General features: G+C 63.6%; 26 protein-coding genes and 1 pseudogene. 2 read left to right on the forward strand and 25 right to left on the reverse strand.

Annotated features, from left to right (window positions below; translation table 11 throughout):
* Position 1: 1 nt before the first annotated feature.
* From hypE to ACX93L_RS20330, 21 genes and pseudogenes are all read right to left on the reverse strand, one after another.
* The gene (hypE, locus tag ACX93L_RS20230; RefSeq protein WP_459406512.1) at positions 2 to 1,054 is read right to left on the reverse strand and encodes a hydrogenase expression/formation protein HypE; all 1,053 of its coding nucleotides are present in this window, start codon (positions 1,052 to 1,054) and stop codon (positions 2 to 4) included.
* Positions 1,051 to 2,208 (reverse strand): hydrogenase formation protein HypD, encoded by a 1,158-nt coding sequence (gene hypD / locus ACX93L_RS20235; RefSeq protein WP_459406513.1) that lies wholly within the window; start codon positions 2,206 to 2,208, stop codon positions 1,051 to 1,053. The genes hypE and hypD overlap by 4 nt, the downstream gene beginning before the upstream one ends.
* Positions 2,205 to 2,432: a HypC/HybG/HupF family hydrogenase formation chaperone gene (locus tag ACX93L_RS20240; RefSeq protein WP_169595223.1), complete on the reverse strand. Its 228-nt coding sequence runs from the start codon at positions 2,430 to 2,432 to the stop codon at positions 2,205 to 2,207. The genes hypD and ACX93L_RS20240 overlap by 4 nt, the downstream gene beginning before the upstream one ends.
* Positions 2,423 to 4,699 (reverse strand): carbamoyltransferase HypF, encoded by a 2,277-nt coding sequence (hypF, locus tag ACX93L_RS20245; protein ID WP_459406514.1) that lies wholly within the window; start codon positions 4,697 to 4,699, stop codon positions 2,423 to 2,425. The genes ACX93L_RS20240 and hypF overlap by 10 nt, the downstream gene beginning before the upstream one ends.
* A gap of 3 nt (positions 4,700 to 4,702) precedes the next feature.
* Complete coding sequence (gene hypB / locus ACX93L_RS20250; RefSeq protein ID WP_459406515.1) at positions 4,703 to 5,602, reverse strand: hydrogenase nickel incorporation protein HypB; 900 nt, start codon at positions 5,600 to 5,602, stop codon at positions 4,703 to 4,705.
* A complete protein-coding gene (gene hypA, locus ACX93L_RS20255; protein ID WP_459406516.1) occupies positions 5,602 to 5,943 on the reverse strand; it encodes a hydrogenase maturation nickel metallochaperone HypA in 342 nt (113 codons plus the stop codon). The genes hypB and hypA overlap by 1 nt, the downstream gene beginning before the upstream one ends.
* Positions 5,936 to 7,051 carry a hydrogenase assembly protein HupF gene (locus ACX93L_RS20260; protein ID WP_459406517.1) on the reverse strand — a complete coding sequence of 372 codons (1,116 nt, stop codon included), beginning with the start codon at positions 7,049 to 7,051 and terminating at the stop codon, positions 5,936 to 5,938. The genes hypA and ACX93L_RS20260 overlap by 8 nt, the downstream gene beginning before the upstream one ends.
* Entirely contained in the window at positions 7,048 to 7,578 is a 531-nt protein-coding gene (gene hybE / locus ACX93L_RS20265; RefSeq protein WP_459406518.1) for a [NiFe]-hydrogenase assembly chaperone HybE, read from the reverse strand. The genes ACX93L_RS20260 and hybE overlap by 4 nt, the downstream gene beginning before the upstream one ends.
* Complete coding sequence (locus tag ACX93L_RS20270) at positions 7,568 to 7,783, reverse strand: rubredoxin (RefSeq protein ID WP_459406519.1); 216 nt, start codon at positions 7,781 to 7,783, stop codon at positions 7,568 to 7,570. The genes hybE and ACX93L_RS20270 overlap by 11 nt, the downstream gene beginning before the upstream one ends.
* Positions 7,780 to 8,628: a hydrogenase expression/formation protein gene (locus ACX93L_RS20275; protein WP_459406520.1), complete on the reverse strand. Its 849-nt coding sequence runs from the start codon at positions 8,626 to 8,628 to the stop codon at positions 7,780 to 7,782. Before ACX93L_RS20275 ends, ACX93L_RS20270 begins: the two co-directional genes overlap by 4 nt.
* On the reverse strand, positions 8,625 to 9,074 hold the full coding sequence (locus ACX93L_RS20280; RefSeq protein ID WP_459406521.1) for a hydrogenase accessory protein: 450 nt from the start codon (positions 9,072 to 9,074) through the stop codon (positions 8,625 to 8,627). The genes ACX93L_RS20275 and ACX93L_RS20280 overlap by 4 nt, the downstream gene beginning before the upstream one ends.
* Before the next feature lie 170 nt (positions 9,075 to 9,244).
* Entirely contained in the window at positions 9,245 to 9,541 is a 297-nt protein-coding gene (locus ACX93L_RS20285; RefSeq protein WP_459406522.1) for a HypC/HybG/HupF family hydrogenase formation chaperone, read from the reverse strand.
* 110 nt (positions 9,542 to 9,651) lie between these two features.
* Positions 9,652 to 10,227, reverse strand: a complete 576-nt coding sequence (hupE, locus tag ACX93L_RS20290) for a nickel permease HupE (RefSeq protein ID WP_459406523.1) — start codon at positions 10,225 to 10,227, stop codon at positions 9,652 to 9,654.
* A gap of 11 nt (positions 10,228 to 10,238) precedes the next feature.
* A complete protein-coding gene (locus ACX93L_RS20295) occupies positions 10,239 to 10,835 on the reverse strand; it encodes a HyaD/HybD family hydrogenase maturation endopeptidase (protein WP_459406524.1) in 597 nt (198 codons plus the stop codon).
* A complete protein-coding gene (cybH, locus tag ACX93L_RS20300) occupies positions 10,836 to 11,555 on the reverse strand; it encodes a Ni/Fe-hydrogenase, b-type cytochrome subunit (RefSeq protein ID WP_459406525.1) in 720 nt (239 codons plus the stop codon).
* Between the two features lie 12 nt (positions 11,556 to 11,567).
* Positions 11,568 to 13,358: a nickel-dependent hydrogenase large subunit gene (locus tag ACX93L_RS20305; RefSeq protein WP_459406526.1), complete on the reverse strand. Its 1,791-nt coding sequence runs from the start codon at positions 13,356 to 13,358 to the stop codon at positions 11,568 to 11,570.
* Between the two features lie 26 nt (positions 13,359 to 13,384).
* Entirely contained in the window at positions 13,385 to 14,467 is a 1,083-nt protein-coding gene (locus tag ACX93L_RS20310; protein ID WP_459406527.1) for a hydrogenase small subunit, read from the reverse strand.
* Between the two features lie 248 nt (positions 14,468 to 14,715).
* Positions 14,716 to 16,158: a nickel-dependent hydrogenase large subunit gene (locus ACX93L_RS20315; protein WP_459406528.1), complete on the reverse strand. Its 1,443-nt coding sequence runs from the start codon at positions 16,156 to 16,158 to the stop codon at positions 14,716 to 14,718.
* Positions 16,155 to 17,180, reverse strand: coding sequence for an NADH-quinone oxidoreductase subunit B family protein (locus tag ACX93L_RS20320; protein ID WP_459406529.1), 1,026 nt, complete (start codon positions 17,178 to 17,180; stop codon positions 16,155 to 16,157). The genes ACX93L_RS20315 and ACX93L_RS20320 overlap by 4 nt, the downstream gene beginning before the upstream one ends.
* A complete protein-coding gene (locus ACX93L_RS20325; protein ID WP_459406530.1) occupies positions 17,155 to 17,523 on the reverse strand; it encodes a hypothetical protein in 369 nt (122 codons plus the stop codon). Before ACX93L_RS20325 ends, ACX93L_RS20320 begins: the two co-directional genes overlap by 26 nt.
* Positions 17,520 to 18,161 (reverse strand): annotated as a pseudogene (locus ACX93L_RS20330) (ABC transporter ATP-binding protein); the annotation flags it as partial. The pseudogene ACX93L_RS20330 and the gene ACX93L_RS20325, both read right to left, overlap by 4 nt.
* A 54-nt stretch (positions 18,162 to 18,215) precedes the next feature.
* On the opposite strand from ACX93L_RS20330, the gene ACX93L_RS20335 reads away from it, so the two are divergent.
* Both ACX93L_RS20335 and ACX93L_RS20340 read left to right on the forward strand, forming a co-directional pair.
* Positions 18,216 to 18,617: a hypothetical protein gene (locus ACX93L_RS20335; RefSeq protein ID WP_459406531.1), complete on the forward strand. Its 402-nt coding sequence runs from the start codon at positions 18,216 to 18,218 to the stop codon at positions 18,615 to 18,617.
* A gap of 239 nt (positions 18,618 to 18,856) precedes the next feature.
* On the forward strand, positions 18,857 to 19,312 hold the full coding sequence (locus ACX93L_RS20340) for an RrF2 family transcriptional regulator (RefSeq protein WP_459406532.1): 456 nt from the start codon (positions 18,857 to 18,859) through the stop codon (positions 19,310 to 19,312).
* Positions 19,313 to 19,323: 11 nt separating this feature from the next.
* Here ACX93L_RS20340 and ACX93L_RS20345 read toward each other — a convergent pair whose 3' ends face one another.
* The 4 genes from ACX93L_RS20345 to ACX93L_RS20360 all read right to left on the reverse strand — a co-directional run bounded on the left by ACX93L_RS20345 (position 19,324) and on the right by ACX93L_RS20360 (position 21,491).
* Positions 19,324 to 20,349 carry an acyl-CoA dehydrogenase family protein gene (locus ACX93L_RS20345; RefSeq protein WP_459406533.1) on the reverse strand — a complete coding sequence of 342 codons (1,026 nt, stop codon included), beginning with the start codon at positions 20,347 to 20,349 and terminating at the stop codon, positions 19,324 to 19,326.
* Between the two features lie 80 nt (positions 20,350 to 20,429).
* Positions 20,430 to 20,555, reverse strand: a complete 126-nt coding sequence (locus tag ACX93L_RS20350) for a hypothetical protein (RefSeq protein ID WP_261345130.1) — start codon at positions 20,553 to 20,555, stop codon at positions 20,430 to 20,432.
* Positions 20,556 to 20,568: 13 nt separating this feature from the next.
* Complete coding sequence (locus ACX93L_RS20355) at positions 20,569 to 20,763, reverse strand: hypothetical protein (RefSeq protein ID WP_459406534.1); 195 nt, start codon at positions 20,761 to 20,763, stop codon at positions 20,569 to 20,571.
* Positions 20,764 to 20,942: 179 nt separating this feature from the next.
* Complete coding sequence (locus ACX93L_RS20360; RefSeq protein ID WP_459406535.1) at positions 20,943 to 21,491, reverse strand: flavin reductase family protein; 549 nt, start codon at positions 21,489 to 21,491, stop codon at positions 20,943 to 20,945.
* Positions 21,492 to 21,536 lie beyond the last annotated feature (45 nt).

Below are 21,536 nucleotides of genomic sequence, written 5' to 3' on the forward strand. Positions count from 1 at the left end.
TTCAGCAGATCCGCGGCAACTGCTCGCCAGAAAGCCAGTCGACGATCCGGCCGCCGCCAAAGCTGGTCGCCATCTGCACGAAACAATGGTCGTCGGCCACGGTATGGCCGATCAGTGCGGCTTCCGCCCCCAGAGGATGCGCCCGCATGGCGGCAAGCACCGCCTCGGCACCCTCCGGCGCAACGACGACCACGAGCTTGCCCTCATTGGCGACGTTCAGCGGGTCGAGCCCGAGGAACTCGCAGGCTGCCGCCACTTCCGGCTTCAGCGGAATGGCATCCTCGTCGATGCGGAAGCCGAGCTTTGACTGGTGGGCGATCTCGTTCAGCGTCGCAGCGATGCCGCCGCGGGTCGGATCGCGCATCAGGCGGATGTGCTGGCCGCCTGCCACGACCATTGACGCCACGAGCCCGTGCAGTGCGGCGCTGTCGGAGACGATGGCGGTGTCGAATTCGAGGTTTTCACGCTTCGACATGACGGCGACGCCATGGTCGCCAATCGAACCCGAGACGATGACCGCATCTCCCGGCCGGGCTGCGTCCGAACGCAGATCGAGGCCGGCCGGAACCATGCCGACGCCGGCCGTCGAGATGAAGACGCCATCGGCCTTGCCACGCTCCACCACCTTGGTGTCGCCGGTGATGATCGGAACGCCGGCTTCGCGAGAGGCGTCCCCCATGCTTTCGGCGATGCGCTCCAAATCGGAGAGCGGAAAGCCTTCCTCGATGATGAAGCTCGCGGAAAGATAGAGCGGCACGGCACCGGCCATGGCGATGTCGTTGATCGTGCCGTGAACGGCAAGCGTGCCGATATTGCCGCCGGGGAAGAACAGCGGTGAGACGACATAGCCGTCGGTGGTCATAACCATGCGGCCACCAGGTACGACAAAGGCCGACTGGTCGTTTCCGGCCCTCAGCCATTCATTGTCGAAGGCCTTGTGGAAGATGCCCTCGATCAACTGACCCATGGCCCGGCCACCCGCGCCGTGGGACAGATCCACGCGGCCGTTGGCAATGTCGAGCTTGCGTTTGTAAGCCTTTATCGCAACGTTCATGCGACGGCCCTCCCCTCATCCTGCGTACGCGCCTTCTCCCGGAAGCGGCCGTAGGTCCAGTGTGCGGCGCAAGCGCCTTCCGAAGACACCATGCATGACCCCATCGGCGTGTCGGGCGTGCACACGGTGCCAAACAGCTTGCAGTCCGCCGGCTTCTTAACGCCGCGCAGGATGGCTCCGCATTCGCAGGCGGGATTGTCCTTTGCCGCGGGCGTCACCATCGAGAACCGCTTTTCGGCATCGTACTGCGCATATTCCGGCCTGAGGCGCAACGCGCCGTAGGGCACTTCGCCGAGGCCACGCCATTCGAAGCTCTCGCGCAGTTCGAAGAAGGTCGCCACCTCGTTCTGAGCCTTTTCGTTGCCGAGCGTGGTGACGGCGCGGATATACTGATTCTCCACCTCGTGTCGGCCGTCATTGACCTGCTGCACCAGCATCAGGATCGCCTGGATGACGTCGAGCGGTTCGAAGCCCGCGACCACCACCGGCTTCTGGAACTCTTCGGCAAAGAACTCGTAGGGCTCCGTGCCGATTACCGTGCTGACATGCGCCGGGCCGATGAAACCGTCGATCTTGATCGTGCCGAGCTTGCGCACATCCGGGCTTTCCAGAATGTTCTGGATCGCCGCCGGGGTCAGCACGTGGTTGCAGAAGATCGAGAAATTGGGAAGCTTCTTCGCGATCGCGGCCTTGAGCGCCAGCGCCGTCGGCGGCGTCGTTGTCTCGAAGCCGATAGCGAAGAAAACGACTTCCCGGTGCGGTTCGGCCTCGGCGATCCTCAAGGCATCGAGCGTCGAATAGACCATGCGGATGTCGGCGCCCGCGGCCTTCGCCTTCAGGAGGCTCGAACCGTTGGACCCCGGCACGCGCATCAGATCGCCATAGGTGCAGAGTGTGACTTCGCGCCGCATGGCAAGGGCGATCGCGGCATCGATTCGGCCGATCGGCAGCACGCAGACGGGACAGCCTGGCCCGTGAATCATGCGCACATTGGAAGGCAGCAGGTCTTCGAGGCCGTAGCGGGAGATCGCATGGGTATGGCCCCCGCAGAACTCCATGAAATGATAGGAACGCGCCGGATCGGCAGCCGCGACGATCTGCCGGGCGATGTCCTTGGCGAGCCTGCCGTCGCGATATTCATCGATGTATTTCATACCACTTCTCCCAGCGCCGCTTCCCGGATGAGCGCAAGCGTCCGTTCCGCCTCCTCGGGGTCGATCTTGGCGAGCGCGTAGCCGACATGCAGCACCAGATAGTCTCCGGGCTTCACATCATCGACGAGCGCAATGGACACGACCTTTGTGACGCCGTCGAGCGTCACCTTTGCCATGTCGTCGGGCAATACTTCCTTGACCTGAACCGGTATCGCTAGGCACATGTCCGGCCTTCCTCCCCTTGCATAGATTCTTTCATGATGACCTGCCGCGCATTGGCCGCCTGGCCGAGCGCGATGCCGCCGTCATTGGCGGGTACGCGGCGTGGCAAATGCGGCTCGAGGCCATGCGCTCGAATGGCCTGGGCCAAACCACCCGCGAGGACGCGGTTCATCATGCATCCGCCGCCAAGCGCGACCTGCCTGATGCCGAGGCGGCGCGCTTCGGCGGCCGCCCATTCCGCAAGACCGGCGATCAGCGTGCCATGAAAAAGATCGGCAGCCGCGGACGGGACGGGCCGCCGGTCCGCCAAATGCAGGAGGAGAGGGCCGAAATCGACAATGCCGTCGCGGATGACAAAGCCGCCATCGAGGCAGCGAGGTGCACGAACCAGCGCCTCGAACTCCATCGCCGCCTGCCCTTCATAAGTCTGGACTAGGCGGACACCCGCAATCGCTGCCGCCGCATCGAAAAGGCGGCCGAGGCTCGTCGTCATGGCAGGCTGCATGCCGCGGGCGAACATCGTCACCAATTGCGAGACGCCCGGATGCCCAGACCAGAGGCTGGCGGCAAGATCAACGCGGCCCGCGGCAACCAGCGCTGAGACGCCCATGCGCCACGGCTCGCGCGCAGCCTTATCGCCACCCGGCAGAGACAGGGGCGAAAGTGAGCCCGCACGCCGCCATTCACTATCGTCAACCACAAGCATTTCACCGCCCCAGGCCGTTCCGTCCGTCCCGAAACCGTGACCGTCCAGCGCCAGCCCGACGACCGGGCCGGCAAGACGATGTTCCGCGGCGACGGCGGCGACGTGGGCCAGATGGTGCTGAACCTTGATCAGCGGCAGGTCGAGGCTTTCGGCGATCCGCACCGAACGAAAATCCGGATGCAGATCGCAGGCGGCGTAGTCCGGCTTGACGTCGAGGATCGAACAGAGATGGGCGATCGCCTCTTCCTGGAAGCGGATCGCCTGGGCATTGTCGAGACCGCCGACATGCTGCGAGAGAAACGCTTCCCGCCCGCGCGTCACGCAGACAGTATTCTTCAGGTCCGCGCCCGTCGCGATGACCGATGGCCCGTCCTCGCCGAGATCGACCGGTTCGGGGACGAAACCACGCGCACGGCGGAGGAAGGCCGGAGCGCCATCGACCACCTGCATGACGGAATCGTCGGCGCGTACGGCGATATCGCGGTCGTGCGTGACGATCAGGTCGGCGATGGCGCCAAGGCGGCGTTCGGCATCGGCATTGTCCGCGACCAGCGGCTCGCCGCCGGGATTGGCGCTGGTAGCGACCAGCGCGGCGGGACGATGCGGATCCATCGAAGCCAGCGCATCGAAAAGCAGGTGATGGACCGGCGCATAGGCAAGCATCACGCCGATACGGCCAAGGCCCGGCGCAAGAAGCGGCGAGAGTCCTGCCGCACGGGGCTCGACCAGAACGACTGGCCGGGCGGCGGACGCCAGCAGGACCTCCTCGACGTCAGTCAAAACGCAGAGCCTCCGCGCCGCTTCGATGTCGGCAACCATCACGGCAAAGGGCTTTTCGTCGCGCGCCTTTCGCTGTCGCAACCGGGAAACCGCCCCGTCGTTGCTGGCGTCGCAGACGAGGTGAAAACCACCGATGCCTTTCAACGCGACAATTGCCCCGGTCTCGATGGCGACGGCCACGTCTTCGACCGGATGGCTGAGCCTCGGGCCACAGGCGGGACAGGCAACCGGCTCGGCATGGAAGCGCCGGTTCTCAGGGTCGGCATAGTCGGCCGCGCAGGCCCGGCACATGGGAAAGGGCGCCATCGACGTCTGCGCCCGGTCGTAGGGAAGCGCGCGGGTGATGGTGAAACGAGGACCGCAATGGGTGCAGTTGACGAAGGCATAGCCGAAGAAGCGACTTCCCCGGTCCCGCAGTTCCCCGAGACAGTCGGGACAGGTCGCGGCGTCCGCGCCGATGCGCGTGGCGGTGCGGCCGCCGAGGCTCTCCAGAATCTCGAAGGTTTCGCCGCCAGCTGGCGCGAGTTCCATCACGTCGACTTCGTCGATGCGGGCAAGCGGTGGCGCTCCCTTCCGCATCGCCTCGGAAAAGCCTGTAGCAGCGGCCCCCTCGATCTCGATCAGCACGCCGGCACTGTCGTTCAGTACGAAGCCGGAAAGCTGCATCGAGCGGGCGAGCCGGTAGGCGAAAGGCCGGAAGCCAACGCCCTGAACCGCGCCGCGCACTCTCAGCCGCAGCCGGCGCACCGGGCTTTCCAGCGATCGTGCGAGCGCAGCCGTCATCGGTCAGGCCACCTTTGTCCGCGTCGACCTGCGTGCGGCCGAGGTTTCGAGCCAGGCGTAGAAGGCCTCCATGCCCTCGCCGGTGCGAGCCGAGACGGTGAGCGTCTGCAGGCGCGGATTGACGCGCAGCGCGTTCGCTATGCAGAGCCCGACATTGAAGTCGAGATGCGGCAACAGGTCGGCCTTGTTGAGGATCATGAGATCGGCGGCAGCGAACATGTCGGGATATTTGAGCGGCTTGTCCTCGCCTTCGGTCACCGAGAGGACCACGACCTTGTGCGCCTCGCCGAGATCGAAGGCCGAAGGACAGACCAGGTTGCCGACATTCTCGATGAACAACGCCGAGTTCGGCTCTGGAGCAAGATCCTCGGTCGCATGACCGACCATGTGGGCGTCGAGATGGCAACCCTTGCCGGTGTTGATCTGGATTGCCCGCGCGCCCGTCTCGCGGATGCGGGCAGCGTCGTTCGAGGTCTGCTGATCACCTTCGATCACGTTGATGATCAGGCGTCCCTTGAGATCGCTGATGGTGCGCACCAGCAGGCTGGTCTTGCCCGAACCGGGGCTGGAGACGAAGTTCAGCGCGAAGATGCCATGCTCGCCGAAATAGCGCCGGTTCTCGATCGCGTAAGCGTCGTTCTTCGACAGAATGTCACGCTCCACCTGGATGATGCGTTCCTGGCTCATGCCCGGAACATGAACCCCTGCGATCCCCTGCCCATAATGGACGCTGCCATCTTCCGCGTGATGATGGTCGTGCTCGTCGGCATGGTGATGGTGGGCGTGATCATGGTCATGATGGTGTCCATGGCCGTGGCGATGTTCGTGGTCGTGCCCATGAGCGCCTGAACCGCCCTTCTGGCCCTCGATGGTCGAAGTTCCGCAACCGCATACCGTGCACATCAGATCACCTCCATGTCCCTGATCTTCAATTCATCGCCCGCAGTCATCTGCACGCGGTACTTTCCGCAGTCCGGGCACGCCCCGAAGCGCTCCTGCAAGGCGACCGTCTTGCCGCAGTCGAGGCACCAGCCTTGTCCGGCAACGCGGTTGATCTCCAGCTCCGCATCCGCGGCGATCGTGCCATGGCGGACCGCCTCGTGGCAGAACAGAAGCGCATGCGGATCGACATGACTCAGCACGCCGACATCGAGACGGATCGACTTTACCCTGGTCGCGCCGTTCTGCCGGGCCGTCTCGCAGGCAATGTCGATCACGCTTTCCATCAATGACATCTCATGCATGGGTCGCCTCCCGGACGTCCACCTCGAAGGCGACACAAGGGTCGAAAAGCACCGCGAGCCGCGAGACCGACCGCACCGCCATTTCTCCCGTGCCGATGCGCGAGGACAGGACGGTTTCCACGAAGGGGCCGGCCGGATGGAAGTTCCACTCCGTCGGCGCAAGGATGCGGTAGGCCGAAAGCCTGCCGTCGGCACCAAGTTCGGCCTGATGATAGAGCCTGCCGCGCGCACATTCCACCGCGCCATAGCCGCCCGCCCCCGGGCTGGGTCCGGAGTCGGCGAGCAAGGCCCAGTCCTGCTCGCCGGTTTCGACAAGGGCGTGAAGTGCTCCCAGGCAGCGACCAACGTCACCGGTCCGGGCGAGAAACCGATCGGCAAGATGCGAGCTTTGCTGGTTTCCGTCGACCCCACCGGGTCGGCTATAGGCGCCGGTTTCCGCAACCCGGCCGGACAGATGAGGCAGTGCCGCATAGTCGGCTTCCTCATAAAGACGGGCAACGACTTCCGCGTCGTCGGCGATCGTCAGGCGGTCAGGCCGACGGCCGGCAAAGGCGTGGTCACTGGCGGCATCGCCGAGGATTGCCGCACAGGCGGTACCCGCCAGCGGTATGGAACCCTGCGCGGGAATGCCGAGACCCGTCGCGGCACCGGACAATCGAGCAGCTGCCGCCGCCAGTCTCTGGCGGTCGACATCCTTCGCCTTGACTTCCGCGATGATCGCCTGCGATGCGGCAAGCGCTTCCCGCAGGTGCTTTCCAGCCGCGGCCGTCAGGGGTTCGGGCATTGAAACCGGCCAATGAAGGATCAGCGCCCTGAGGGATTCAAAAATCCTCTCAGCCAGCAGACCAGCAGCGGCGCGCCGCCGTTCGTCATCGCCAATCGGGAGGTCAGCCGCACTGAGAACTGCGAGCCGCGCTGCGACCGACTGCGAGAAACTGCAAAGTGAAAAGACCTGTCCCGCAAGTGCGGGAGCCTCCTCGGGCCGGCGCCCGACGAACATCCGTGTCAAACCTTGGGGCCGGTTCGCCTTGACCGCCACGGAGCATGCGAGCGCGCGCGACACCGTCACGTCGATCCTGATGACACCGGCTCCGAGAAGAAACGTCATTCCGACACCTCCTCGCGTTTTCCGAAGCTGCCGCGCAGAAGATCCCGCCGGTTGACGGCGGCGGGTGGCGGCGGTGAGGGCTCAAGGGCGGCCGGATCGAAGAAGGCGCGAACTGCTTCTTTTGCCGTTTCTAGCGCTGCCTCCATCGAAACGAATTCGAAGACCGGCGAAAACAGCGAACAGGAATCGACCCTGCCGAAACCATCGAGTTCGCCGGCGATGAAATCGACCTCGCCGGCGGGCAAGCCGATGCGTACCGTCATGCCGGTGCCTGTCGGTGCAGACGGCGTGCCGTCTGGCAGGTCGCTGGCCACCAGGTTCATGAACCAGGGTGTCGTGACGATGCCGAAGGCACGCCCGCCATAGGTTCTGAAACCGGTCGCCGCCACACCGAGCGCCGGATTGCAGATCGGCACGTCGGCCATGGCCGTGGCATGGATGTGCCGGTAGCACGTCTCCAGCCGCTGCCCCAGCGCCAGCGCCGGATCGCCGCCGGCTAGCTCGTCCGCAGCCATGTCAGCCTGCATCGCCGAGCCTCATGAATTTCGACTGGAGCGCATCGCAATTCGGACAGCGCCAGTCCTCGGGCAGCGCCGAGAAGGGCGTGCCCGGGGGGATCTGCCAGACGGGATCGCCTTCGGCGGGATCATAGACATGCCAGCAGATGCCGCATTCCATGCGGTCGTCGTCCGACACGGTCTCGCGCTTGCCGAAGTTCTCGAAGGCGCTCATTTGAAATAGGCCTCCTCGATCTCGCGCAGACGCACCTCGGAGTCGCGGAAATCCTCTTCCGCCGCGATCGCGACGGCGGGAATGTCGCAGATCTCCAGGGTATCGAGAATGATCGTGTCCATGGCGTTGTAGAACTGGACCGACCAGACATTGCGCACGCCGGTCGCGACGATCCGGCAGGTGCCATAGCCGCGCGAGGTCAGCTGTACCGGACCGGCACCCAGCGTGTCCTGCAGGAAGCTCATGTCCTCGGGGCTCATCGGAAAGAGCGAGAACGTGATGATGTGAGCAGGGTCTCCCTCACGATAGCGGCCCGTCCGGTCGCCGATCTCGGTGAGAACCGGCATGACGTTCATCGCGCCTGCCGGAGCCGGCCCATGGCTGACCGTCGGCTGCAGCACGGAGCAGGCCTGGCGCACGGCGGCCGGAATGCTCGCCACTTCGATGTAATCCGCGAGCAGCCGGCCGTCTGCATCGGTGAAGCGGATGCGCCAGACGCCGGCCATCACGGCCTCTTGCATCTGTGCCGTAACTCCGCCAGCCAACGCAGCAACACCGGCCACCTCACCTTCGCCGAGGGTCTGGGTGATCAGCTCGCGGTCGTCTTCGGGAAAGTCGGTGATGTCGAAAAGCCTACCCGGTTGATCGGCCATCTGGACCGCGAGCGCATCGGCAAGCTCCGGAAGAAGCTCTGCCGTCCGGCGACATCGCCGGATCATCTCCTCGGCCGTGCTCGTTGCAAGGAAATTCAGCTTGCGTGCACGCAGCGGCGGTTCGGCGCCGATCGGCATCACCGTCATTGCGGCATCTTCGCCCTCGGGGGCAACCCAGAAACCTGCCTTCATCTTACGATCTCCTTGCCAGCATGGGTGATTTCCACCTTCGGTCCGCCGGACGGCAGCATGACCGGCGCATCTGGCGACAGCCATCCGCCGATCTTCTCGACATATTCGGACCAGTCGCGGATCTTACCCAGCACACCGACTGGCTGATCACGACGGGTCACGACGAGGCTCGGCAGGACAACCACGTTGAACCGTGACTTGAGCTTGTCCTCCGTGCCGCGCTGCACGACCGCACCGCGTAGGCGGCCACCAAATGCCTGGAGGAGTTCGGGGAGGACGACGGCAACGTCGTCGGCTTCGGGCCGCTGCGCGGGATCGCCGGTGAAGAACAGCACCGTATTTTCGGGCTCGCCGGCAGCCGGCGAGAGAAAGGCATCGATGCTCGTCTCATCGACGACAGGCAGGCGAGCCCTTTCGCTGAGGGCGCGGACCAGATTGGATGGCATTATCTCCTCCACAATTTCACCATTCAGAACATTCTCAGAAACTGAACAGCAAACGCCGTGCCAAACCGAGAAAAGAAAGATTCCGTTGTTCTGGAAGGGAAATTTTCAGGCTGCAGAGATAGTTTCGCCGGAAATATGGAAAGTCAATTTCCACACTGAAAGTTTACTTTTCATTCCGAACGGAGGTGCGGCGGCAATTCCGGTTCGCGGGAAACGAGGTCGGCGAAAAGGGATTCGAAGGACCTGCCTTCGACTGCCTCGGCAAGCCCGGCAAGCGCATCGTCGATCGCGCGCGCTTCCACCGGATCAAGAACGCGGATGGCCGAGCCAAGATGGGTCAGGAGATAGGTTCCGGCGGCCTGCGGGCCGACCAGCATGAGCGAAACCGACGATATCACGCCATGGCGCTCGCATTCGGCGACGAAATCACCGTCCGAGATGACCCGCATCGGAATTCCTATGCACATGACGTCCGTCTCCCTCGTGATGCCCGCGACGTTTTCCGAATCCTTAACAGTAGAAGCCGCGCGGCGGCGGGGTCCGCGCGGCTTCCGGGAGGCTCAAGCCCCGGGAGAGATCAACCAGCCATCAGGGCGGCGCCCGCCAGGGCAACGGCCGCGCCTGCTGCTCGTCCGGCAAACCGCCCGGCACTGCCGAAACGCAGCGATGCAAGGCCCATCCCGATCAGATGCAGGACGATCGTCGCCGCCACGAAGCCGAACACATAGCCGCCGGCACTGGCCATTGACGGAAGCTCGCTGCCGTGGGCATGGCCGTGGAACAGCGCGCAGAGACCGACGATGCCGGCGGCGGCCGGGGTCGGAACCTTCACTTCGAAAGCCACCAACAGACCCACTACGGCTACCGTTAGGGCAATCCCGGTTTCGACCATCGGAAGCCGGACACCGAGGATGCCCAGGACGCCGCCAAGCGCCATCACGGCAACAAAGGTCAGCGGAACGATCCAGCGGGCCCGCCCGCCGAGGGATGCAGCCCAGAAGCCGACCGCAACCATGGCCAGGACATGATCGAGGCCACTGAACGGGTGGCCGATCCCAGCAAGCGCGCCATCGGTATGCAGGCCGACATGGGCATTGGCTACGCCTGGCAGCGCCAGCGCGGTAAGCGTCATCGCCAAGGTCTTGTGGTTCATTGGGTTCCTCCTCATGGATTGAGTGCGGCCAGTTCGACACGCCGCTCGTAGTTTTCAAAATCGATGTCGTTCTCGAGGAGTGGCAGAACGTCCACCCCTTCCGGCCTTGCCTTCACGGCCACGCCCCAGCCGCGCAGAATGCGGACCGCCGTTTCAACCGCCGCCGGGATGACCGCCTTGACCGGCGGGGTCAGCGGACCACCCCAGTCTTCGAGATCCAGCGGCTGGCAGCCGATGAGCGCCAGGCGCTCTGGGTAGTGCCCCATGAAGTCGGCGGCACTCAGCACCTCCTGGAAGCCGGTCTGATGCAGGCTCATCTTCTTGGCCCCGGTGAACTTCGGGACCTCGTCGTCTTCAACGACCTTCATCGTGCCAGGAACCAGGCCATAGTCGATGGCATCGAAAACGATCAGGCGGTCGTGATCATTGACGAATTGCACGAGGTAGAGCCCCTGCGTGCCGCCGTCGAGGATGGTGACATTGTCGGGCACCTCGTAGGCCTTGTGGAAGGCCTCGACAGCACGAACGCCGAAGCCTTCGTCAGCCCAGAGGATGTTTCCGATGCCGAGCACGAGAATGCTCGGACCGGAGGAAGTGGAGGTCTCCATCTAGTCCTCCCGATCCTTGAAGAGACGTTCGCCCGAGATCATCGAAGAAATGATGCTCTGGCGGCTCATGATATCCTCGCGCACGGCCACGTAGATATGGATCATGACGAAGAGCAGGATCACCCACATGCCGAAGTGGTGGTACGTGTGGACGTCCTGGCTGTTGGGCCAGATCGAGAAGACCCAGCCGAACAGGGCATACTGCCAGCTGTCGTGTCCGGTCCCCTCGCTGTAGAGGGCGAAGCCCGTGGCGACCATGAAGACGAGCGGCACGGTGAAGGCCAGGAACATCGAAAACTGCGCAAGCGGATTGTGGCCGATATACTTCTTCGGCTGGCTCGTGAGAAAGCTGTACCACTTGACCTCATGCAGCCATTCTTTCCAGTACTGCCCGCTCCAGAACGGCACGTAGAAGATCTGCCGGGCATGCGGATTGCCGACGAAGGCCCAGTAGATCCGCATCAGGAGGAAGACCGTCAGGATCTGACCTGCCGCAAAGTGCGCGAACCGGATGTACCCCATCAGGAAGTGTGCACTTGCCTCCCCCGGCATGCTCGGGAGCGGTGTTCCGATGAAATAGCCGGTCAAGGCCAGCGTAAAGATGGCGAAGGCATTCACCCAGTGCCAGATGCGCACCGGTGCTTCGTAGACGTAGACGGTTTCGCGCTCGACGACGGCCTCACCGTGCGAGTCGCCCGCCAGTGGTTTGTTCATGCTCATGGCGGCTCCTCCTCACCTGACCTGAACCTTGGCCATTTCCTGTCCATCCGGGCTCATGACGTGCGTCGAGCATGCCAGGCACGGGTCGAAGGAATGCAGGGTGCGGAGAATTTCCAGCGGCTGTTCGGGATTGGCCATCGGCGTGTCGAGCAGCGACGCCTCGAAGGCTCCGATGTTGCCATTCGGGTCGCGCGGGCTGCCGTTCCAGGTGGTCGGGACGACACACTGGTAGTTCTCGATCTTGCCGTCCTTGATCTTGATCCAGTGGGCAAGCGCTCCGCGCGGCGCCTCGGTGAAGCCAACGCCCTTGACTTCCGTCGGCCAGGTCTCCGGCTTCCACTTGTCGACATGGGCCGTGCTCTGGTCACCGGCCTTGATGTTGGCGATCAGCTTGTTCTGGAAATAGCGCATCTGGTAGCCGGCCCACTGGGATTCCAGCGCGCGGGCAGCGGTGCGGCCGAGGGTCGAGAACAGTGCCGAAACCGGAAGGTCGAGGTCCTTGAGCAGCTTTTCGACTGGATCCTTGAACTCCGCCTTGTTCTGGGCGTAGCCGATGATCCAGCGCGCCAGCGGCCCGACTTCCATGGCATGGCCGCGCCAGCGCGGCGACTTGATCCAGGAGTACTTGCCGCCCTCGTCGAGCTGTTCAATGTTGGTCTTGGTTCCCTTGGCGTTCGGGCCGAGCTCGTAGTGCGGCTCGGTGACGCCGTCCCACGGGTGGAGGCCCTTGGTCTCGTCCGGATACTTGTACCAGGAATGGGCAACGAATTCCTGAATCTGCTCGGGGTCGGCGTGATCAACGGGCAGGACTTCTGCGAGATTGCCGTTGATGATCGCGCCGCGCGGCAGCTTCAGGCTCGCTTCCGAATAATCGTTGGCATGCTCCGGCACGTCGCCGTAGGAAAGCACGTTCTTGCTCGATAGGCCGCCGCCATAGAGCCAGTCCTTGTAGAACGAGCCGATGGCGATGACGTCGGGAACGTAGACCTTGTCATTGAACTCGATGAGCTGGTCGATGATCGAGGTCACCTGGTTCAGGCGCTCGATATTGATCGCGCCGACCGCACCCGTGCCGTCGATGTTGATCGGACAGGGAACCCCGCCGACCAGCCAGTTCGGATGCGGGTTCTTGCCGCCGAAGATGGTGTGAATCTTGACGATCTCCTTCTGGAAGTCGAGGGCTTCCAGATAGTGCGCGACCGCCATCAGGTTGGCTTCGGGCGGCAGCTTGTAGGCCGGGCTTCCCCAGTAGCCGTTCTTGAACGGGCCGAGCTGACCCGATTCGACGAACTTCTTCAGGCGGGTCTGGATGTCCTTGAAGTAACCCGGAGAGGAAAGCGGCCAGTCGGATACCGACTGTGCCAGCGCCGAGGTGGCCTTCGGATCGGCCGAGATTGCCGAGACGACATCCACCCAGTCGAGCGCATGAAGATGGTAGAAATGCACCACGTGGTCATGAACCTGCAACGCGAGCTGCATCAGGTTGCGGATCGAGTTGGCGTTTTCCGGGATGGTGATTCCCAACGCGTTTTCAACCGCGCGCACCGAGGTCAGAGCGTGCGTGCCGGTGCAGACACCGCAGATCCGCTCGGTAAAGGCCCAGGCGTCGCGCGGGTCGCGATTTCGGAGGATCACCTCGATGCCGCGCCACATGGTACCGGTCGAGACCGCATTGCGGATGATGTTGTCCTGGTCGACGTTGACCTCGACCCGCATGTGACCCTCGATGCGGGTGACGGGATCGACGACGATGCGTTTGCCGGAATTGTCCAGCGAGAAGCCGTTCGGCGTTTGAATGGTCATGATGCTGTTTCCTACCCCGGATCTGTTTAAGCGTCGGCTTTTTCGCGTTTCGTGGTGACGCGCTTGACGGCGGTCAGGGCCGCATGCGCGGCGATCGCCCCGCCCACGACACCGGCTGCGGTCATGCCGATCTTGTCGGCGTTCGACTCGATGCCGAACTGGTGGATGTTGGTCAGGCGGTCATAGAAGCTGCCCTGATCCCAGAAGCCGTCTTCCGAGCAGCCGATGCAGCCGTGGCCCGACTGGATCGGGAAGGAAACGCCGCCATTCCAGCGGACGGTGGAACAGGCGTTGTAGGTCGTCGGGCCCTTGCAGCCCATCTTGTAGAGACAGTAGCCCTTGCGTGCGCCCTCATCGTCCCATTCCTCGACGAACTGACCGGCATCGAAATGCGGGCGGCGATAGCACTTGTCGTGGATGCGCTGCGAGTAGAACATCTTCGGGCGCCCCTGGCGGTCGAGTTCAGGCAGCCGGCCGAAGGTGGTGATGAAGGTGACGACACCGGTCATGACCTCGGCGATCGGGGGACAGCCGGGGACCTTGATGATCGGCTTGTCGCGGATGACCTTGTCGATCGGGGTGGCCTGGGTCGGGTTCGGCTTGGCGGCCTGGACGCAGCCCCAGGACGCGCAGGCGCCCCAGGCAATGACGGCCATCGCGTCTTCGGCCATCCATTTCAGCTTCTCGACGAAGGGCCGACCGCCGTCGATGCAGAACATGCCGTCCTCGTTGAGCGGCGGGTTGCCCTCGACGGCGAGAATGTACTTGCCCTTGTACTTTTCCTTGGTCTCCTCGAGGATCGCTTCTGCCTGATGGCCGGCGGCGGCCATGATCGTATCGTCATAGTCGAGCGAGATCATGGACAGGACGACGTCCTTGACCAGTGGATGCGCCGAGCGGATGAAGCTTTCCGAACAGCAGGTGCATTCGAGCCCGTGCATCCAGATGACCGGCACGCGCTCCTTGGTCTCGAGCGCCTCGGCCATCGCGGTCGCGGCCCCGGGCCCGAAGCCCAGGCTGGCGGCCGTCAGGCTGCAGAATTTGGTGAAGCTGCGCCGGGTGATCCCCTGGCGGCGAATGACGTCATAGAAAGTCTCAGCAGTTGCCATAGTGCTCCTCCGGCATTCCATCCCCGATCACGGCGCCCGACGGACGTCGCGGTATTGTCTCAGGAGGGAACAGCAAGAAGCGGACCAGTTCGGCCCACGTCGAAGACTTCCCTGTCACACTATTGATATAAATGAACTATTTCCGGATTCGGGAATGGCAGCCCGGCGCCAGCGGGAGAGCTGACCGTAAAGGCGGCTTACATCGCTGCAAACGGTCTTGCCGGCTCCGGGCGCGGCTGCCGGCCGGCTTAGTGGGCTGTGCAAACCATGCAGGGGTCAAAGGACCGGATCACATGCTGGAGGGTGGCCGACTTCGCACCAAGGCCGCCGGTGTCGAGGCCGGCCAAGGCGCTCTCGAGCGGCCCGGAAACGCCGGCGGCATCGCGCGGCGAGAAGTTCCAAGTGGTCGGTGCAATGATCTGATAGCGCTCGATCCTATCGGAACGGAGGCTCACCCAATGACCGAGCGCGCCGCGGGCGGCTTCCACTAGCCCGACACCCGTTGCCTCATGCGGCAGGGCGAAATGACTGCAAAACTCTTCCTTCAGGCGAAGCTGGCGGAGCCACCCCTGCATGCTGTGGACGAGGAAAGCCGTCTCGACCAGCCGGGCGACGATCCGTGTTCGCACAGACGTGCCGCCGTCGCGGGCAATGAGAGCGAGGATCAGAGGATGCCGGGCAACCGCGAGCCGGGCAACGGCGCCTGTTTCCGCGGGATAACCTGCGAGCCGCGGGGCCTTGGCCCAGGAATAGGCCCCTTCCTTCTCCGCGGTCGGCACGGTCTCGGAATCCCACGGCCTGTCCCCGTTCTTCATGAACCACGAATGCGCGACGTCCTCGGAGATAGCCTCGACATCAAGCGCGGCAACCGTTCCGTCGGCGGCCGCGACGCCGGCGGGCATCAGCGATCCGTCCGCCGTGTGGTAGGCGCCGTAGGACAACAGCCTACCCGGTCCCATGCCGAGCCGCGACAAGGCCAGATCGTCGGCGAGGCGCAGGAAGAAGCGGAAGTCGCCACCGAGTTCGCCCGCATAGGCGGCAAGCTCGTCCTCCGTCTCCATGGAAAAGACCTGCGCCAGGGGCACGCCGTAAAGCACCCTCTCGAGAAACACCTCGAACTCGCCGAGAAGGGTCGCCAGCTGGACACGCTCGCCGACATCGATCGCCCGCGTGGTACCGCCGGGCTGGAAGGCCAGCGAATGCGGCCACTTGCCGGCGATGACGCCCATGACCTCCAGCAGACGCTTTCGCATCGGCAGGAATTCGGCCGAGCCTCCGCCACTCACCGCCTTGAAGCGCTCGACGGCACTGCCAAACCACTGACGCCCGGCATATTCGTCACGCGCGAAATCGGGCATGAAGAACAGGTAGAAATGGGTCAGGTGATCGGCGATGTTTTCGGCCGCATGCGCCAGGTTGGCGGCAAGGTAGCCGTTCGGTGCGGCACGGCCGCCCGCCAGGTCGCGCAGGGCGGCGGCGGCGGCAATCGACTGCGATACGGAACAGATGCCGCAGATGCGCGGCGCGACCACGAGTGCGTCGAGGCCGGGCCGGCCCGCGAGCATCTGCTCGAAACCGCGATAGAGCGTGGTGGTGACCTCGGCCTTGGCGATGACGCCGTCGCTGATGTCGAGGGTTACCTCAAGATCGCCCTCCACGCGATTGAACGGACCTGCGACGACGCGGCTCATTCGCGGGGCTTTCCGTTACGCCTGGGGTCGAGGATGACGCGATCGGAGGTGGCGTTTTCACGCACACGGTCCGGCGTCGCGGACTTGGACAAGGCTGCAAGGGCGACGAACCAGGCCTTCGGCATGTCGAGGGGCAGACCGACCGGGATGCCGCCGACCTTCGTCGTTTCGAGGAAGCCCGTCGAGGCCTCGAAGGCCGGCGAGGTGCAGGCGATGCAGGAAAAGCCGCCATGGGTGCACGAGCCGCCGCCGTTCCAGCCGCGCTGGTTGCAGTCGCCGACCGCCTGCGTCGCCTTGCAGCCAAGATGCTCCATCATGCATCCGAGATCGGAGAACTTTTCGGCGCTCGCCTTGAATTCATAATATTCGTTGCGCTCGCAGCCGTGGTGCGCAAGCGTCTTGGCGTAGAATTTCGGCCGGCCTAGACGGTCGAGATCGCGGTCATCGAAATCGCCCATCTGCAGAGCGACGATCGTCTCCATGATCCAGCCGGGATGCGGTGCGCAGCCCGCCACGTTGATGACCGGCAGGCCGGACCGACAACGGAAATCGCTGCCGAGCGCCCCACCTGAAAGCGAGCCTTCATATTGCAGTCCGCAGGCATCAGTCGGGTCCGGAGCGGCGGCATGAATGCCACCGTAGGATGCACAGGTGCCGACTGCCAGGCAATATTCGGCACGGGGGGCCAAGCGCTTCACCCATTCGTACATGGTGCGATTTGTGCCGGCGAGGCGGTTGAAAAGCCCGGTGCCGTTGGGACCGCGTAGGATGGAGCCTTCAATGCAGAGAAAATCGAGTGGTGTCCGGCCGTCGGCCACAGCTTCGAGAATCTCGATTGCCTCGACGCCCGTCTCCTCACTCAGGGATGGGTGCCACAACAGGTCGATACCAAAGGCCTTCAGTTCACGCGCCCAGCCCTGGGCGCCATTGTCCAGCACGGACATGGTGCATCCGCCGCAACTGCCGGCTTGCAGCCAAAGCAAGCTCTTCGGTCGATCAACTGTGGTCTTGCCGGTGAACATAGTTGCCGAACCTCGCATCTCGGAGCGGGTCGGTCAACCAAGCGTTCGGACAACAGTCCGCCGCCCGACTGGTTCCGGCGCCGAGCGATCGTCTTAGGGTCAGACATATCAGCGCATTGAAGATCCCGGGCGCGCCATCGGCAGGCACATTAATTGTCCGGCTACTTTTCTGCTCGATGCGGATATCCGCGGTTCCCGTCTCGCTGGTCAGCTGGACGGCTCTCCCGTTTCGCCGGACATCGGAGTGCTCGACAAAATGCTCGCAGATCTCATCGAGCATGGCCGAGGCGTTCATCGGCACCGCGGTACCCGTGAGCTTGAGTTCGTGAACTCCGGTCATCATCGCTCCTCTTTCCCTAGATTGTCCAATTTTGCCAGATGATCCCGTTCCGCGAACATCCGGTGCCTGCCGATGGGTAGCATGATCGGCTTTCCCGACGTCGGGTCGGCAATGATGCGGCTCTCCAGTCCGAAAACATCGCGCACGTTTTCTGCGGTCAGGACGTCCTCCGGTCTGCCGGAGGCATGCAGGCGTCCCTGCGCCATCGCAACCAGATGGTCGGCGTAACACGCGGCAAGGTTCAGGTCGTGGAGGACCATGACGATGGCGGTCCCGCGGGTGTGGTTCAGGTCGGTCAAAAGATCGAGCACCTAGACCTGATGGCTGATGTCGAGAAAGGTGGTCGGCTCGTCCAGCAGCAGCAGATCCGTCTGCTGCGCCAAGGCCATGGCAATCCACACACGCTGGCGCTGCCCGCCGGAAAGCTCGTCCACTGGCCGCTCGGCAAGATCAACCGTTCTCGTTACCTATAGGGCCGCAGCCAACGCCTCATCGTCGCGCCGGGTCCAGCCCGACGGCATTCCGTGATGCGGATGCCGTCCGCGGCTGACGAGGTCGACAACCGTTGTACCTTCAGGCGCAATCGGCGACTGCGGCAACAATCCGAGTGTCTGCGCCAGCTGCCGGGGCGGCGTTTGATTGAATAGCCCCGCAATGCGGAGACCGCGGGCGCCCTCGCCGCCGAATTCGCGGACGTGCGGGTTGCCTCTGACAACAAGTCCGTCATCGATGGATCCGAAGCCGTCTTCCTCGCCATTCGCCCGCAGATCGCCGAGGAGGTTATTCGGCCCCTCGTTTTCCAGCGCGGCCAGCGCGTCATCTGCATCATCGCAGCGACCGAGCGCCAGACCCTTCTCGAATGGATCGGCACGGATGTCCACCTTACCCAGGCGCTACCGTTGCCCTTCGTCGAAGACCGGGAGGGTGTCACGGCGATCTTTCCGCCCGACGAGTTCACCGCAGCTCTGTTCAATTCGCTCGGCACGGCCGTCCAGCGCGAAACCCGTGAGGAATACGACCTGCTTGCCGCAGCGAGCGCCACGAAGGGCGAGCTCCACGAACAGGTGTGGATGGATTTGACTGGAATGGCGGCATGACGGCGCTCCTCGACGGACTGGACCGTGTTCTCGCACGCATTCGCGGATGACCGGGAAAAATCAGGAATCGAAGCACAGGTTCCGAAGAAATCACCCGAACGGCCTATCTGGGCGGCACAAAGCGCGAGTTAGCGCTTGCACGCTTAACAAGTAAAAACTATCTATTTTAGAGAATATAGCCGCGACACGGCTGGCCAGCCACAGGCCGCCAGCTTGCAAGAACCTGATCGAGTCCCGCAATGCTCACGAAAAAAGGCAAATACGGATTGAAGGCGCTGGTCGATCTGGCGCAGCTCGGTCCGGGCGAAACCGCGTTCGTCACAGAGATCGCCACGCGCAACAACATCCCGAAGAAGTTTCTCGACACCATCCTTCTCGAATTGCGAAACAACGGCATTCTTCGCTCGAAGAAGGGACCGAACGGCGGCTATTCGCTGTCCAAGCCGGCAGACGAGATCATGATCGGCCAGGTCATCCGGGCGCTCGACGGGCCGCTCGCTCCGATCCGCTGCGCGAGCCGCACCGCCTTCGAAGCCTGTGACGACTGCGCCGACCCGGAAGCCTGTCAGGTGAGACTGTCGATGACCGAGGTGCGCGACGCCATCGCCACCATTCTCGACAACATGACGCTGACCCAGTTCACCGAAGGCAAGAAGGGTGCTTCAGCACTCCTGGCCGAGCCGCAGGCGCAATAAGCGTTTCCTGATCAGTGCGACTGTGGCTGGCGGGCCGAGATGGCCTGCCTGCCAAGAGCCTTGACCGCGGACTCGTCTCCGCGAAGGTCGAGCCTGCCATCATTCAGGCCCCGCAGGGCGATCCCGAGGATCAAGGCAAGCCGCCGTGCATCCGCAATCGCCGCGACGGATGCATTGACCTGCGCCACATCTATCGCTTCCGCCACGCGCGCCAGCAGCGCGCCAATCATCTCGATCTCCACCTCGCCCTTGCCAACGAGAAATTCATCGACGCCCGACACATCGGTCGTTGCAGCCAGACGCTCTCTGGCAAGGCGGCGCGCCCTGCCGAGGGAGGTCGCGGCAACGAGCAGCAGTGCCAACGCTTCCGACATTGCGGGCGCTTGATGCGAGAGCGGAAGCACGGCATCTGCAGCGACATGCACACTGTCGAACACGACCGTGGCAACACGTCCTGCATCACCGAGAGGCTGGCCAACAACACCGGGCGTACCACGTGAGATGAGCAGCAACGCAACCTTTTCCTGGTCGCCCAGGGCGGGCACCGCAAGCCATTCGGCAGCCAAAGCGGTCCTGGTGAACTCCGCCCGCCCGGTCAGTCGGAACCCCATTCCTTCCGGCTCAAAGGATGTCGTGATGCCCTGCGGGTCAATCCCGATCGCGGTAGGGCCGCTGAAGCGATCCCCTGATGCGACCCTCGCGAAAACACTCCGCCGCTGCTCCTCGGATCCGCCGCCGCGGACCGTTTCCAATGTCACGCAGTGGGAAGCGAAGGCTTCGGCGAGATCTTGCGAAAGCGCGGCCAGAAGGGCGACCGCATCGGCGAGGATGATGTTGGAGACGTCGAGACCACCGAAATCACTCGGTACCGACACCGCCAGCAGACCGGATGGCCCCAAAATGTCTGCTGCGGCCTCGCGCTTCGGCTCGGCCGGAGTGGGGCGCAGGGCCGACGCAATGGCCACCACGGCGTCCTCCGCGTCGATACGGGAGGGCACAGGGCGCAGGTGCTCATGCAGATGCGTAATGGTTCCCATCGCTTGATCCTCGAATACCCGTCCCGGCTGAGACAGCGGCTTTGCCGTGCGCCGGCCGACGACAGAGAAAACGTGTGCCGTCAAAGCAGAACGACGATGGATGCGATGAAGAACACTGCGCAGGCGACGGCCACATGCGCCAGACGATCCGCCGGCGCTGATGTGTTCGTACGGGCATTCAAGGAACTCGACTGAAACTGGGCCATGATCGCCTCCTGACTAGAGAACCGGGAACATGCCCCAGAAAAAGAAGTTTTCGCGGTCGCGGGCAGACTTGGCACCCTCGCCGGATTGTCGAGCCTCGGTCTCTTCCCCGGGCGTCGAGACTTCGCTCGACGTCGAGCGATCAACCTTCGCGGGCCTGCGCGAGATCCCGAACAGATCGAAGGAAAAGGTTTCTATACCGAAAGGCATGTCTTCATTCCTCCTGCTGCGCTCATCATGAGCAGATGCCCCAGTGTCGCCGCATTTTGTCCGATCGTCAATATTTTCGATAAAAACACTATTCTATTATACGGAGCCGGCTTGGGACATCTTTCCGCCGGCCGAGGCGACGGGAAAAAATGTCGAAGCCGGCCCCGGAGGGAAGTCCGTCACCCGCCAAATGCCGAATAGCGACCGTTGCCATAGACTAGGGAGCCGCCGCCGAGAACGCGGATGCCAACGACACGGCCGATGACGATCGCGTGGCTGTGGCGCTCCAGCACCTCTTCAACCTCACAGTCGATCGCCGATGCCGCATCTTCCAGGACGGGTGCACCGGAGACGAGCGTGGTCCAGCTGGCGCCGCGATAACGGTCCGGCCCCTTGAGACCGCCGCGACCGGCGAACTGGTTTGCCAGGCCTTCATGCAGCGGACCGACGATGTTGACGCAGAAGTGTCCATAACGCTCGACCACCGGCCAGGTCGATGACGTCCGGTTAAGGGAGACGAGCATGCGCGGCGGTTCGACCGAAAGGGCAGTAGCCGACGTCACGGTCGCACCCGTGCGCGCTTCTCCCTCGCCGGCCGTAATGATGCTGACGCCGCCCGTCAGATTGCGGAGCGCAGACTTCAGTCCGTCCGCGTCGACGGCGTGCTCCGCAGCCGCGTAGATCGGGTCGCGCCTGACCAGGCCGAGGTTGATGGAAGAGCTGCTCATCGGGACCTCCGTGGAAGATGGCGAACACATGTCGGGGAACATTTC

The organism is Rhizobium sp. CAU 1783 (assembly GCF_054551725.1).